The following is a 14,489-nucleotide window of genomic DNA, read 5'->3' as shown; positions in this document are numbered from 1 at the left end:
TATATGAATTATCATCAGTACTATCCCGTTGATGTCGTCAACGGGCCGGGTACACGCTGTACATTGTTTGTTTCAGGCTGCGTCCATCAGTGCCGCGGCTGCTATAACCAAAGCACCTGGCGCACAGATTCCGGTGCGCTTTATACGCCGGAACTGGAAGCACAGATTATCGCCGACCTCTGTGATGAACGGATCAAACGTCAGGGAATTACACTGTCAGGCGGTGATCCGCTGCATCCGCAGAATGTGCCGGTGATTTTGGCACTGGTGCAGCGCATCCGCCTGGAATGCCCGCCGGAGAAAGATATCTGGATGTGGACCGGCTATAAACTGGATGAACTGAATGATGCTCAGAGGGAAGTGATTGAGCACATCAATGTGTTAGTCGACGGGAAGTTTGTGCAGGAGCTGCATGATCCGATGATTATCTGGCGCGGCAGTTCAAATCAGGTTATTCACTATCTGCGCTGATCCGCGACCAGTGCAGTTTCTTACCAAACCCCAGCGTGTTATTAACCATCTTTATCTCATCAAGCCGCAGACCCCAGACCGGGGTCTTTGCAGCGATGGCAACCGGAAACCGCCGGCAATATTGTGCCCGCGCCTGTTTTGCTGCCTCATCTGACAGAACAATCACTTCACCACGAAATTGTATCCCGCGAATTTTTGCGACAGTGACTGTCTGTGCAGAAACGGTGCCCGCAACCTGCGGGTTCTTCTGCATCATGGTGCCGTGTTGTGTATGAGGTTCAGTGAGGAAATACAGCAGCATGGCGTCAGTATCAGCCACATAGAAGCAACTGGCACACCAAAGCTCACTATCCGCCGTGGTACACAAGGTAAAAACATGATTCTTCTTCAGATAGCGTCGGATCTCTGATAAATCGTGCTGCCCGTCCATATTGATCCCCAAATAAAACCACACCGGGTGATAGTATATCATCCGGTGCTGGTTCAGACAGTCCCGGATATCCGGGCTGTTTTATGGCAGACTTCAGTGATTATTTATAAATTTCCGCAGTACCCGTCATCAGGTTTTCACCACCAGCGGAGATAATACGGAAAGAAGTCGCACCGGCTTCATCAGCTTTTTTGGATAAAGCGGCAGTTACATTTGCCAGGGTGTCAACATTGCTGACAGACACAACTCCAGCCGGAGCCTGAGTGCTGGTTTGTACTTCAGTTGCAGCCATTGAACCAAATGAAACAGCACTTAACGCTAAAACAGCAGGGATGATTGCAGACATTTTCATAATATGATTCCTTAGAATTTTAATAATATCGTGAGACGTTTTTAGTCTCTCTCTGTGATGTGAGTCATACTATGCGCTTTCGGCAGAAAAGAAAATTAGCTATTTTTGCCATAGTCATTCAAAATATTTGATGGTAATAAAATTAATTAATCACCGGGCAGAATTACCATGGGGAATATCATTGATTAATTAGTTACTTGCGTGATTATAACCCGACTAAAATCAACAAAATATTCGCCTTTCATATAACCATTAAAACGCACGATTAAACAAAAATGACCAGTAATCCAGATATAAAAATGTGGTTTCTTTACATAATCAGGACAGAATCCGGCTCACTTTATACCGGGATCACCCGGGATGTCGTAAAACGGTTCGCGACACATCAGTCCGGGAAAGGGGCTAAATACCTGCGGGGAAAAACCGGTCTGGACGTGGTTTATCAGACGGCACTGGCTGATCGCGCCTGTGCGTCAAAGGAAGAGTACAGAGTTAAACAACTGGCGAAAAAGAAAAAAGAAAGGCTGGTCACTGACCAGCCTTCTGATTTAACCGCATATCTTAACGGTAGTGATTATTCACAACTGTCAAAGTGATCGGAGTAATTGACTAAGCCGTGGTAATCATCTGTGGCATCGTTATCCAGCGGATGAATAAGAAAGTATGCGGCGCTATCCGGCCATTTACAGTGCAGATCAAACTCTGCTGCCGGTTTAAAGCCCCATTTGCTGTACATTGCGGGGTCACCAAGCACCACAACCGCGCCGTAACCAAACTCATTGAGGCTGTCCAGCCCTTCATAAACAAGTTGGCGGGCAATTCCCTGAGCGCGGTACTCTTCTGCCACTGCAAGCGGTGCAAGCCCCACCCATTGACAATCCTCGCCTTCCACATCAACCGGGGTAAAACCGGCATAGCCGACTACCTGTCCGTCATCATCCGTTGCCACCACACCTAAAGTCAGCAGTGCATCCTCACGCAGCGCGTGCAGCAGATCTGCCTCATTATCACGACCAAATGCCGTGCGCAGCAATGCATCAATACCGGCGGCATCAACCGGGATCTCTGTGCGGATCAACATGACGGCACCGCGGTATGTGATTGCGCGGCCTCCGCGTCCATACCCGCCTGAATAAATTCAGCCAGTTGCATTAATGCACTGCGCAGCAGCGCGGGCATCGCATCGAGATCAATTGAGTCCATCAGATTCTTCACATACAACCCCAGCTCAGTATCACCTTCAATACGCAGGCGGCGCTGGAAAAACAGGGTATCCGGGTCTTCTTTACGGGCGGCAATCAGTACCAGATCATTGGCGTTACCACTGAAGCTGACATCTTCCTGCTCATCCGCACTGACCACCAGCCGGCCATTCTGATTACTGATAAACCAGCACAGCGCCATATCGCGGACTTCCACTTTCAGCCACTTGTCTTCCAGAAAATCGAGATCGCCTTCTGTCATCGCCTCTTCAAACTGACGCGCCAGAACTTGCTGAAGAACCTGTTTTTGCAGGGTAAACGGCGTTAATTTCAGCGGAAACCGCAATAACGCAGGCCCGTTTTGCACGAGCGAGGAACGAATTTTGGCAAACACCGTACTGACTCCTTAATCTGAATTCCTGCGTCATTGTGCCAGAAGATTGCGTAATAACTCAGGCTTCCGGTCAAATTTTCGCATTATTCACTCAATTATATACCCAACGTCATTCGAATTGCAGGCAGACGGCAGACAAGATTCCGCCTTTATGCACGAAAACGGTATTATTTTTTGCGACAAATTGTTCACTAACCTGCCTCAGGTCAATACCTTTTTTAGCCTGCCATTTACAATTTCTGATCATTTTATTATTCAGTCTGAGAGTCTCACCATGGAACTGTTGTGTCCCGCCGGTAACTTACCCGCACTGAAAGCCGCCGTCGATAATGGCGCAGATGCGGTTTATATCGGTTTAAAAGATGATACCAATGCCCGTCATTTCGCCGGTCTGAATTTTACTGAAAAAAAACTCGAACAGGCGGTGGAGTATGTTCACCGCCATCAGCGCCATCTGCATATTGCGATTAATACCTTTGCACATCCGGACGGATTCAGCCGCTGGCAGCGCGCCGTGGATATGGCAGCCGATTTGGGTGCCGACGCACTGATCCTTGCAGATATCTCAATGCTCGAATATGCCGCAGAGCGCTATCCGCATATTGAGCGCCATGTCTCCGTTCAGGCGTCTGCCACGAATACCGAAGCTATCCGCTTCTATCAGCGCAATTTTGCCGTCCACCGCATTGTACTGCCGCGTGTGCTCTCCATTCAGCAGGTAAAACAACTCGCCCGTACCAGTCCGGTGCCGCTGGAAGTCTTTGCTTTCGGCAGCCTCTGTATTATGGCGGAAGGCCGCTGTTATCTCTCTTCCTACCTGACCGGCGAATCACCGAATACGGTCGGTGCCTGTTCACCGGCACGATTTGTCCGCTGGCAGGAGACCCCGCAGGGGCTGGAATCCCGCCTCAATGATGTGCTGATTGACCGCTACGGTGCTGATGAAAACGCCGGTTATCCGACGCTGTGTAAAGGCCGCTACTGTGTGGACAGCAAGCCTTATCATGCCCTCGAAGAACCAACCAGCCTGAATACACTGGAATTACTGCCGGAACTGATGGCGGCAAATATTGCCTCCGTGAAAATTGAGGGTCGTCAGCGCAGTCCGGCGTATGTCACTGACGTGGCGAAAGTCTGGCGCCAGGCGATAGATCGCTGTAAAGCTGACCCGGAAAATTATGCCCCGGATGCTGCCTGGATGCAGGCGCTGGGCAGTATGTCTGAAGGGCGTCAGACCACACTCGGCGCTTATCACCGCAAATGGCAGTAACGGGGAGAAAAACAATGCAATTTTCATTAGGTTCAGTCCTCTATTACTGGCCGAACGCGACACTGGAGCAGTTTTATCAGCAGGCCGCACAAAGCAGTGCCGATATCATCTATCTCGGGGAAACCGTGTGCAGCAAGCGCCGGGAAATGAAGCCGGATAACTGGATAGATCTCGCCAAAACGGTGGCGAAAAGCGGCAAACAGGTGGTGATTTCCACCCTGGCAATGCTCCAGGCGCCTTCTGAACTGAAAGAGATAACCAAACTGGTGGATAACGGCGAGTTTATGCTGGAAGCCCATGATTTTGGTGTGATTAACATGCTGCATGAGCGCGGGTTGCCTTTTGTGGCAGGACACGGACTGAACTGTTATAACGCCCCGGCACTGAAAATCCTGCAAAAACAGGGCATGATGCGCTGGTGTATGCCGGTTGAGTTATCCCGCGACTGGCTGGTTAATTTGCTGAAGCAATGCGACGAGCTGGGGATCCGCGATAAATTCGAAGTGGAAGTGATGAGCTACGGACACCTGCCACTGGCCTATTCCGCCCGCTGTTTCACGGCGCGTTCAGAAAACCGCGGTAAAGATGAATGTGAAACCTGCTGTATTAAGTATCCGCAGGGGCGCAAGGTTCTCTCACAGGAAAATCAGCAGGTCTTTGTGCTCAACGGCACACAGACCCAGAGCGGCTACTGTTATAACCTCGGTAACGATCTGCGTTCAATGCAGGGATTAGTGGATATTGTGCGCATTTCACCTGATGCCCCGGAAGATATCGCCGTTATCGACGATTTCCGCCACAACCGGGACGGCACACAGCCGCTGGATCTGACACAGGCACAAGACTGTAACGGCTACTGGCGCAATATTGCAGGTCTTGAATTGGTGGAATAAACATAAAGTAAAAGCCCCTGCATTTATCTGAATTGCAGGGGTTGAAATCATACTGATTTCTTATTTTTCCGCCGGAATACCCGCCGCAATGTATGGGTCAGATGCCGCAGTTCGCCGTCGCGCAGCATGCCGACAAACACACCAGTCACCGTGTAAATAATCCCCAGCACCAGCATCATAATGATATCGCCCTGCACACTGCTGAACGGCAAATCAAGCTGGTTAATCCCCGCGATGGCTTTTGTCGCCCAGGTGGACGGCAGCGCCGAGGCAATAAAACGCACCCATTCCGGCATCGCCTGTAATGGCCAGATAGTCCCCGACATGTAAAACACCGGCGTGGTGACAAATGCCAGCGTCAGGTAAATCATCTCCACGCTGCGCAGGCATTCTGTCACCAGTTTCCCCAGCCCGAGCACTGCCAGCAGGAACGGGAAGGTCAGCAACCACAGTTCATACATCGGCGCTTCCTGGCGGTAACCCAGCACCCACGGCCAGAGTGCAAAGAAGACGGTCGAGAGAAACAGCCATATCGGCAGCAGCGCGCTCAGAGCGCCGAGATAGACCGCCAGCGGAGGTTTGCCTTTCGGAGTGCCGCGCACCGCGATACTGACCCGCACACAGGCAATCAGCAGGGAGTGCTGCAATAACATCACCAGCAAACCCGGAAAAACAATCGCCGCAAAACTGACGCCCGGGTTATACATCGCTACTGTCTCTGCCTGAATCGGCGAGATAATCAGTGATGCCTGCTCCGGGCTGTATCCGGCATTCTGTAAAATCCGCGTATTATAACCCGCCAGTAATTCCTGATACGCCTTACCCAGTTCCTGCTGGATCTGCCCGCTGGCGAGGCGGTTTGTCGCATCCCCGAAGACCGGTACAGTGATATTTTTACCCTGAAGGACATTCTTTTCGAAATCTGCCGGAATGATAATAATGGCGAATAACTCACGCATTATCATATCCTGCCGTGCGGTATTGAGATTATCGTAACTGTGTAATTCTACTTTTGCGGTTGCATCAAGATCGCGGATAAGTGAGCGGCTGGCAGCAGAGTGATCCCGGTCTATTACAGCAACCGGCAAATCCCACAATACAGGGCGGATATACACCAGACTCATAACACAGAGTGATACCACCAGCAGCATCCACATGGGTTTTGCCAGCATCCCGAGCAGAACTTTCACGAAGGTCTGAAAGTAGAGTTTCACGCCGCACCTCCCTGCAATGCCAGCCGTTTAGGCAGTCGGTTACGAACAAAGAACGCACTCACCACCGGATAAATCAGCAATACCGAACAAACATACAAAATATGCTGCAATGATACTTCGCGCAGGAAGATATCAAACATCGCGTTAAGGGCATGGGTCAGCGGCTCAAGATTAGAGATAATCCGCGCCGGTAAAATCATCGACAGCTCAGGCACCGCCATCCCGGAGAAGGCCATCGCGATACTCACCAGCATCCCGATCATACTGTAAGCCATAATTGCATTACTGGTGAAGGTATACAGCAATAGCCCGACACTCTGTGCCGCCATCACATAGAAGAAACCGATAAGTAACATATACAATGGGTTACCTGCCATTTTCGCACCGGAAAATGTGACCAGTGCGGCGAGTTCAATCATCAGGAGGGTGGTAAAGAAAAAAGTATAAGGCGCCAGTTTCCCGAGCACACCGCTGAACAGAGGCTTAATCGATAACAGCATAGTTCCGCGTGACATACTGTAGATAGTGAGAGTGACCACAAATAATTGCAGCATATGGATAGTCGCCGCAAACTGCTGATAATAAATGTAACTGCCGCTGGCATTAAACAGGCTGTCATAGGTCATTGTCACCTGCGCGAGCCTTGGTACGGTTTTTCCCATCTCTGTGGCAAGTGTGGCGCGGTACTGCGCATTCAGTTCTGTAATCAGCCCGCTGAAATCCTGAATAGCATAGCTGCCGGAGGCATAAAACAGCGCATTGTAATACATCCTGACTGTCGGTTGTTTCCCGGATAATACATCACTTTCAAAGCGTGCGGGGATCATCAGCATGGCGTAATCTTCCGCGCTGCCTATCCGCTCCAGTGCGACAGACGGATCATCATGCGGCGTGACACTGGCGTGAGAGCCCGCATTCAGATTACGCACCAGCGTGCGTGATAACGGGCTGTGGTCATAATCAACAGCCGAAACCGGCAGGTTCAGTAATGTACCTTCCGAAAAGTTTGCGCTGATGAGCGTAAACAGAATCAGCGGAAACAGCCAGCTCAGCCAGTGAAAAACCGGGCTGCGGATAGCCTGGCGTGTTTCTTGTGAAAAAGCGCTGCGAAAGCCGCGCCAGATTGACGGGAATCTCATCACAGCAACCTTATTTATCCCAGCGCCATAATGAGCTCATTCCCGGTCTTAACCCGTCAACCGGCTCCGCCGGGTACAGGCGGACCTCAAAGGTTTTCAGGTCAAAATCCCCGGTGGCACGGGTGGCACGTTTAGTAGCGTAGTCCCCCATCGGCGCGATATAGCGGATTTCAGCTTCAATTTCCTGATTATTCAGGGCAGGAACCGTAAGCGTGATTTTGTCGCCTTTCTTCACATTCGCCAGGATATCTTCCCGCAGGTTATAAACAAAATAGGCTTCCGGAAGACGGATGATCGTCACCAACGGGCTGCCGGCGTTAAATAATTCACCAATTTCTGCCGGTATCGGACCAATTTCCCCGGTCACAGGGGCTGTCACGGTTAATTCATCCTGCTGTACTTTCAGTTCAGCCAGTTTTTGTTCTGCCTGACGCAGTGCGGCTTCATAGCGCTGGCGCTGCTCGCTCCGGTCACCATTTTTTGCCTGATCAAGCTGCGCTTTAGCCGCCAGTACGCGTTGCTGTGCCACATCACGCGCACGGCGTGACTGGTCCAGCTCGGTTTTTGAGACATATCCCTTGCCGGACATACTGCTCATGCGCTGAAAATCCCGCTGTGCATTTGCCAGTTCGGCCTGAGCCTGTGCCAATTGTGCGGCGTAGTTACGGACACTTTCTTCACGGGTGCCGTTCAGAGACTCGGTTAACTGCGCCTGCGCCTGATCACGCGCTGCCACCAATGATGCAATCTGAGCATCAAGCTCCGGGCTGACCAGGCGGATTAGTGCCTGCCCTTGCTTCACATCATCACCACGTTCAATCAGCCGGTCAATTACGCGCCCTTTTGCTTTAGAAGCAACAATGACTTCAGGCGCATCAACTTCTCCCTGCAATAAAAGATACTGGTTATGCGCGCGGAAAAGTGCCGCCATTGCAATCAGTACCAACATCAGAAGGATCAGGAAAATGGTTCTTTTTTTTCATTATTAATTTCGACCTTAATTATCACGCCAGAAACTACCAGAAGGGAAACACGTCAGTATCACTGATTTTCCGGCAAACCGTTAAGATATTTGTGCGCCGGATCACAATATATAAGCAATAATATTAACCTTACCCCCCGGCTGTACAACTACTTTTGATATAAAATCTCAGTTAGTTACAAATAATCTTTCCCGGACGAGTAATCTGACAGCGAAATGTATGATCCTAATCTGATTTTCCTGCTACTCCAGCAGATGTGTGTGTATCTGGTCATCGCCTGGGTACTCAGTAAAACGCCCCTGGTGCTGCCGGTGTTGCAAGTCACCGTCCGCCTGCCGCATAAACTGATGTGCTACCTGATTTTTTCCGTTTTCTGTGTCATGGGCACCTATTTCGGACTGAATATCAATGACTCAATCGCCAATACCCGGGCCATCGGCTCCGTACTCGGCGGGCTGCTTGGTGGTCCGTCAGTCGGGCTGTTAGTGGGTTTTACCGGCGGACTGCACCGTTATTCCCTCGGCGGAATGACCGCGTTCAGCTGTATGATTTCCACCATCGTGGAGGGGCTGATTGGCGGGCTGGTTCACCGCTACTATATGAAGCGCGGGCAAATCAATAAATTATTTAATCCCTGGACGGCAGCGGGTGTCACTTTTATCGCCGAGCTGGCGCAGATGGCGATTATTCTGTTACTCGCCCGCCCGTTTAATGAAGCATTGAACCTGGTAAAAGATATTGCCGCGCCGATGATTATCGCCAATACCATTGGTGCCGCCATGTTTATCCGTATTCTTCTGGACAGACGCGCCATTTTTGAAAAATACACCAGTGCGTTTTCCGCCCGGGCGCTGAAACTGGCGATCAGTACTGACGGCATACTACGCCAGGGGTTTAATGAAACCAACAGCCGCCAGGTGGCACAGGTTCTGTATGATGAACTGAATGTTGCCGCCGTGGCGATCACTGACAGAGAAAAACTGCTGGCATTCATTGGTGTCGGTGATGATCACCATCTGCCGGGTACGCCTATTGCTTCCCCCTACTCCCGCCAGGCTATTATCAACAATGAAGTGGTTTATGCGGACGGTAATGAAATGCCTTATTGCTGCTCGATTAACCCGCACTGCAAACTCGGCTCCACCCTGGTTATCCCGCTTACCGGAGAGAACAATCAGGTGGTGGGTACCATCAAGCTGTATGAAGTCAAAAACCGTCTGTTCGGCTCCATAAACCGGACGCTGGGTGAAGGGATAGCCAGCCTGTTATCAGCACAAATTCTCGCCGGGCAGTTTGAACGGAGTAAGCAATCACTACTGGAGACAGAGGTAAAACTGCTGCATGCACAGGTGAATCCACATTTCCTGTTTAATGCCCTGAATACGCTTCAGGCAGTGATCCGCAGAGATGCAGAACAGGCCGGAAGCCTGGTTCAGAATCTCTCGACATTCTTCCGTAAAAATTTAAAGCGTCCGGGTGAAATTGCGACACTGGCAGCCGAAATTGAGCATGTGAATGCTTACTTACAAATAGAGAAAGCCCGTTTTCGCGAGCAACTGTGCGTGGAGATAGCCATCCCCGATACATTAAAACATACCAGACTGCCGGTCTTTTCTTTGCAGCCTATCGTCGAAAATGCAATAAAACACGGTACATCACAGATATTTGAGCAGGGAAAAATTACCCTGACAGCGCATACAGAAGGTCCTCTTCTTGTCGTCAGTATCACTGACAACGCCGGGCTGTACTGTCCGGACGGAATAAGCGACGGACTGGGGATGAGCCTGGTCGATAAACGCATCAAAGTCCGCTATGGTAAGCAGTACGGTCTTAGTGTTCACTGTGTGCCCGAAGTACAAACAACGATTACGCTGACCTTACCTCTCGATTCATCGGCAGGTACCACTGTGCCGCCTGATAACTAAAAAAATGATAATGACACAATGAATGTTTTAATTGTTGATGATGAACCGCTGGCCCGTGAAAATCTGCGTTTATTGCTTGATGCGCATCCTGACATCCATATTCTGGGTGAATGCACCAATGCCATTGATGCGATAGGTAAAATCCATCGTCTTAAACCGGATGTGGTATTTCTGGATATTCAGATGCCGCGCGTCACCGGTCTGGAGATGGTGGGTATGCTTGATCCCGGTCACCGCCCGGCAATTGTTTTTCTGACCGCCTTTGAAGAGTATGCCTTGCAGGCGTTTGAGGAAGATGCCTTTGATTATCTGCTTAAACCGGTGGAAAAAGAGCGGCTGGATAAAACCCTGAACCGCCTGCGCCAGGGACAGGTTCGTCCGGCAGAATTACCCGGGCAGACGGAGCAGCTACGCTATATTCCATGCAGCGGACATAATCGTATCTGGCTGATGCCGGTTGAAGATGTGGTGTATGTGAATTCGCGTATCAGTGGTGTGTTTGTGGTAAGCGCACAAGGGCAGGAAGGCTTTACTGAACTGACGCTGCGCACCCTTGAAACCCGGACTCCGCTGCTGCGCTGCCATCGTCAGTATCTGGTTAATCTGACCCGGCTGCGGGAAATCCTGCTGGGCGATAACAGCCAGGCAGAGCTTATCCTGAGTAACGGAGAGGCTATCCCGGTCAGCCGCCGCTATCTCAAACCTCTGAAGGAAGCTCTGGGGCTGATTTAGCCGTTTTCTCCGTCAGCAATTGAACTGTATCCAGTACTGCTGCCTGCGGGTTACAACGCTGATACAGTGTCTGCATCACCCCGCTGTACAGCATATAATGCTGTTCTGTCAGAATTTTGTTCAGACCCTGCATTAATTCCTCCTCGTCCGGGGTTCGGGAAAATAGCGCCAGTCCGCAGCGGCTCCATAACAAGCGGCATAATGTCTCTGCTTTCCCTTCCCCGTCACTGACACCCAATACAGGTACGCCATATTTCAGTGCAATATTGACAATACCGTATCCTCCGTACGCGACAAGCAGGCAGGTCTGCGGTAACCAGACAGATAAATCAATATATTCTGCAACGCACACATTATCCGGCAATGCTATCCTGATATCCGTTGCCGGACGCCTGCCTGTCACAGCCAGCACTCTGACAGGTTTCTTTTTCAGTAGTCGCAGACAAGGTTCAATAAGTGCCGAAAAATCTGCAGTATCAAGTGTCCCCTGGGTTACTATCACCAGCGGTAATGACTGATAACGAACCGGCCAGCGGATCATATTATCAGGCGTACAGCCTCTCCCTGTTACCGGCAACGGCCCGATAAACTTTATATTTTCAGGCAATATTCGGGGAATAAACTCAAATTCCCTGACTGACAGATGCAGCCATGCGTCTGCCTGATGCAGAAGAAAATCGTTATAATGACCGCTTATCAGTGGCTGACCGAGCTGATGGCATACCCGCTGCAGCTTTGATTCTGTCTCCGCAATACGCTGCTGTACCCGTATCTGACGCAATGATAATTTCCCGAATAATGAATCTGTAATCTCCGGTGGCAGACGGGCCCCCCAATAATGAGAATCCGGCGCCGAACACGGCAACGGCGTGACACCAATAATCATTACCGGCGGAATATACCTTGCTGTTTCATTAAGCAGTAGTGACGCCGTGTAAAACATATTGTCAAAAATCATAAGGTCAACTTTCTGTTCTGCAATAACCGTTACTAACTGGTTAAACTGGTTAAACTGGTTAATAAGATCATGATCAATCATTGCATTAATAAATTGCGCGGTATTGTAATCGCTGTCGGATTCAGCATTCCAGTCGACAGAACTGTGCTCTACAGCACGATAATCAAACCGGGTACTGTCATCATGAACAGGCGTCATTCCTGCGGCTATTACCGCTTCACTGAAACATGACGGGGTATAAAACAGCACTGAATGATGCACAGTCAGCCATGTACCGATGGTGATCAATGGGTTCATATGTCCCGGTGTGGGAACGGCAGCAAGCAAAATAGTGGCCATTATGCAGGCTCGGTGAGAAAAGGTTCTCTACGATAACATTAATTAATTTAATGTAATTTTCAAAATACAATATGTAACAGATATAAAAAAAAGCCCGGCGGAGATACTCCTGCCGGGCTTTTTATGATTCAGAGAATCAATTATGCATTGTTGCTGCCGTTACTGCTGCTGCTGCTGCGACGACGCGGAGCGGCACTGCCGCCTTCATCACGACGGACGCTGCGGCGCTCGCCATTACCACGGTCAGCTGCCGGACGATCAGAACCGCCTTCGCGACGATTTCCACCACCGAAGCTGCGGCCGCCGTTACCTGCGTTTCCGCCATTACCACCAGTGCTGCCGCCAGGGCGACGCTCACGGGTAAATGGTTTCGCATCACCAACTAATGTCATGTTCATTGGTTTGTTCATGACACGGGTACGGATAAAGTGCTGCAACATATCAGTTGGCATGCCTTTCGGCAGTTCGATAGTTGAGTGCGTATCAAACAGTTTGATGTTACCGATATAACGGCTGTTAATATCACCTTCGTTAGCAATCGCGCCCACGATATGACGAACTTCAACACCATCTGTACGGCCCACTTCAATACGGTACAGCTCCATATCGCCAACGTCACGACGTTCACGACGTGGTGCAGATGCGCCACGATCAGCCGCAGCACGGTCGCTGAAACGATCGCTACCACGGTCATTGCGATCGCCACCGCGGTCATTACGATCACCACGACGACGATCATCACCACGGTCATTGCGGTCATTGCGGTCATTGAATTCACGACGCGGACGACGCGGTGCGTCTGCCGGCAGAATCAGCTTGCGCTCACCTTCAGCCATTTTCAGCAGCGCTGCAGCCAGTGTTTCCATGTCGATATCAACTTCAGTCTCATCACCTTCAGATGAAACCAGTTTTTTCAGCAGACCACGGTACTGATCCAGATCACTGCTTTCCAGTTGTCTGCGGATAGTTTCAGCAAATTTAGCCTGACGGCGCTGACCAATCAGATCTGCATTTGGTAATTCAACCTCAGGAATAGTCAGCTTCATGGTGCGTTCAATGTTGCGCAGCAGACGACGTTCGCGGTTTTCCACGAACAGCAGTGCACGACCCGCACGACCTGCACGACCGGTACGGCCGATACGGTGAACATAAGACTCTGCATCCATAGGGATGTCATAGTTAACAACCAGGCTGATACGCTCAACATCCAGACCACGGGCGGCAACGTCCGTTGCGATCAGGATATCCAGACGACCATCTTTCAGGCGCTCCAGTGTCTGCTCACGCAGTGACTGATTCATATCACCGTTCAGTGCCGCACTGTTGTAGCCGCTGCGCTCTAAGCTTTCAGCCACTTCCAGGGTCGCATTTTTGGTACGGACGAAGATAATCGCCGCATCAAAATCTTCTGCTTCCAGGAAACGTACCAGTGCTTCACTTTTACGCGCACCGAATGCAGTCCAGTAGCTCTGGCTGATGTCCGGACGGGTTGTTACACTGCTCTGAATGCGTACTTCCTGCGGATCTTTCATGAAACGACGGGTAATACGACGAATCGCTTCCGGCATTGTTGCAGAGAACAGTGCAGTCTGGTGATTCGCAGGGATCTGACTCATGATGGTTTCAACATCTTCGATGAAGCCCATACGCAGCATTTCATCTGCTTCGTCCAGAACCAGACCTTTCAGTTTGGATAAATCTAATGTGCCGCGTTTTAAGTGATCCAGCAGACGGCCCGGTGTACCGACAACAATCTGTGGTCCCTGACGCAGGGCACGTAACTGCACGTCATAGCGCTGGCCGCCGTACAGGGCAACCACGTTAACGTTACGCATGTGTTTTGAAAAATCAGTAAATGCTTCTGCAACCTGAACCGCTAATTCGCGGGTCGGTGCCAGCACCAGGATTTGTGGCGCTTTCAGTGATGCATCAATATTGTGCAGTAATGGCAGGCCAAATGCCGCCGTTTTACCACTCCCCGTCTGAGCCATACCCAAAACATCACGGCCGGCGAGTAAGTGTGGAATACATTCTTGCTGGATTGGGGACGGTTTCTCGTAGCCCAGATCATCCAGTGCAGTCAAAAGATCAGCTGATAAACCAATTTCAGCAAAAGAGAGTTCAGTCTCAGTAGTCATGTAAAGGTGCCTCATACAAAATGGCGGCCAGTCTACACAACCCTTTGGA

At 50.5% G+C, this 14,489-nt stretch carries 15 protein-coding genes; 6 read left to right on the top strand and 9 right to left on the bottom strand.

What is annotated here, in order from left to right; translation table 11 throughout:
• The first annotated feature begins 3 nt into the window (after positions 1-3).
• Entirely contained in the window at positions 4-471 is a 468-nt protein-coding gene (gene nrdG, locus AYY16_RS10730; protein ID WP_067366096.1) for an anaerobic ribonucleoside-triphosphate reductase-activating protein, read from the top strand.
• Here the strand turns inward: nrdG and AYY16_RS10725 are convergent.
• Positions 452-901 (bottom strand): YhbP family protein, encoded by a 450-nt coding sequence (locus AYY16_RS10725; protein ID WP_067367216.1) that lies wholly within the window; start codon positions 899-901, stop codon positions 452-454. The genes nrdG and AYY16_RS10725 overlap by 20 nt on opposite strands.
• Before the next feature lie 100 nt (positions 902-1,001).
• Positions 1,002-1,253 (bottom strand): YdgH/BhsA/McbA-like domain containing protein, encoded by a 252-nt coding sequence (locus tag AYY16_RS10720; RefSeq protein WP_067366094.1) that lies wholly within the window; start codon positions 1,251-1,253, stop codon positions 1,002-1,004.
• A 299-nt stretch (positions 1,254-1,552) separates the two neighbouring features.
• Here AYY16_RS10720 and AYY16_RS10715 point away from each other — a divergent pair, with 299 nt between their 5' ends.
• Positions 1,553-1,849, top strand: a complete 297-nt coding sequence (locus tag AYY16_RS10715; RefSeq protein WP_396672869.1) for a GIY-YIG nuclease family protein — start codon at positions 1,553-1,555, stop codon at positions 1,847-1,849.
• On the opposite strand, the gene AYY16_RS10710 is transcribed toward AYY16_RS10715, so the two are convergent.
• A complete protein-coding gene (locus AYY16_RS10710; protein ID WP_067366087.1) occupies positions 1,828-2,334 on the bottom strand; it encodes a GNAT family N-acetyltransferase in 507 nt (168 codons plus the stop codon). The genes AYY16_RS10715 and AYY16_RS10710 overlap by 22 nt on opposite strands.
• Positions 2,328-2,849, bottom strand: a complete 522-nt coding sequence (gene ubiT / locus AYY16_RS10705) for a ubiquinone anaerobic biosynthesis accessory factor UbiT (RefSeq protein ID WP_067366084.1) — start codon at positions 2,847-2,849, stop codon at positions 2,328-2,330. Before ubiT ends, AYY16_RS10710 begins: the two co-directional genes overlap by 7 nt.
• A gap of 274 nt (positions 2,850-3,123) precedes the next feature.
• Here ubiT and ubiU point away from each other — a divergent pair, with 274 nt between their 5' ends.
• Positions 3,124-4,119, top strand: coding sequence for a ubiquinone anaerobic biosynthesis protein UbiU (gene ubiU / locus AYY16_RS10700; RefSeq protein WP_067367214.1), 996 nt, complete (start codon positions 3,124-3,126; stop codon positions 4,117-4,119).
• Between the two features lie 14 nt (positions 4,120-4,133).
• On the top strand, positions 4,134-5,012 hold the full coding sequence (locus tag AYY16_RS10695) for a U32 family peptidase (RefSeq protein ID WP_067366082.1): 879 nt from the start codon (positions 4,134-4,136) through the stop codon (positions 5,010-5,012).
• A 47-nt stretch (positions 5,013-5,059) separates the two neighbouring features.
• Here the strand turns inward: AYY16_RS10695 and AYY16_RS10690 are convergent, their stop codons facing one another.
• From AYY16_RS10690 to AYY16_RS10680, 3 genes are read right to left on the bottom strand one after another with little or no spacing between them, the layout of a single operon-like run.
• Positions 5,060-6,226 carry an ABC transporter permease gene (locus AYY16_RS10690; protein WP_067366079.1) on the bottom strand — a complete coding sequence of 389 codons (1,167 nt, stop codon included), beginning with the start codon at positions 6,224-6,226 and terminating at the stop codon, positions 5,060-5,062.
• The gene (locus tag AYY16_RS10685; RefSeq protein ID WP_067366077.1) at positions 6,223-7,365 is read right to left on the bottom strand and encodes an ABC transporter permease; all 1,143 of its coding nucleotides are present in this window, start codon (positions 7,363-7,365) and stop codon (positions 6,223-6,225) included. Before AYY16_RS10685 ends, AYY16_RS10690 begins: the two co-directional genes overlap by 4 nt.
• Before the next feature lie 10 nt (positions 7,366-7,375).
• Positions 7,376-8,314, bottom strand: coding sequence for an HlyD family secretion protein (locus AYY16_RS10680; RefSeq protein ID WP_067366074.1), 939 nt, complete (start codon positions 8,312-8,314; stop codon positions 7,376-7,378).
• Between the two features lie 249 nt (positions 8,315-8,563).
• On the opposite strand from AYY16_RS10680, the gene AYY16_RS10675 reads away from it, so the two are divergent.
• Together AYY16_RS10675 and btsR are read left to right on the top strand one after the other, a co-directional pair.
• Positions 8,564-10,273 carry a sensor histidine kinase gene (locus tag AYY16_RS10675; protein WP_067366071.1) on the top strand — a complete coding sequence of 570 codons (1,710 nt, stop codon included), beginning with the start codon at positions 8,564-8,566 and terminating at the stop codon, positions 10,271-10,273.
• Between the two features lie 18 nt (positions 10,274-10,291).
• A complete protein-coding gene (btsR, locus tag AYY16_RS10670) occupies positions 10,292-11,005 on the top strand; it encodes a two-component system response regulator BtsR (protein WP_067366068.1) in 714 nt (237 codons plus the stop codon).
• On the opposite strand, the gene AYY16_RS10665 is transcribed toward btsR, so the two are convergent.
• Both AYY16_RS10665 and AYY16_RS10660 read right to left on the bottom strand, forming a co-directional pair.
• Positions 10,971-12,260 (bottom strand): glycosyltransferase, encoded by a 1,290-nt coding sequence (locus AYY16_RS10665; protein WP_067366066.1) that lies wholly within the window; start codon positions 12,258-12,260, stop codon positions 10,971-10,973. The two genes, btsR and AYY16_RS10665, sit on opposite strands and share 35 nt — an antisense overlap.
• Before the next feature lie 182 nt (positions 12,261-12,442).
• Positions 12,443-14,440: a DEAD/DEAH family ATP-dependent RNA helicase gene (locus tag AYY16_RS10660; protein ID WP_067366063.1), complete on the bottom strand. Its 1,998-nt coding sequence runs from the start codon at positions 14,438-14,440 to the stop codon at positions 12,443-12,445.
• Positions 14,441-14,489 lie beyond the last annotated feature (49 nt).

The sequence above is a fragment of the Morganella psychrotolerans genome (assembly GCF_001676155.1).
GTDB lineage: Bacteria > Pseudomonadota > Gammaproteobacteria > Enterobacterales > Enterobacteriaceae > Morganella > Morganella psychrotolerans.
This window is presented reverse-complemented; position numbering and strand designations above follow the sequence as displayed.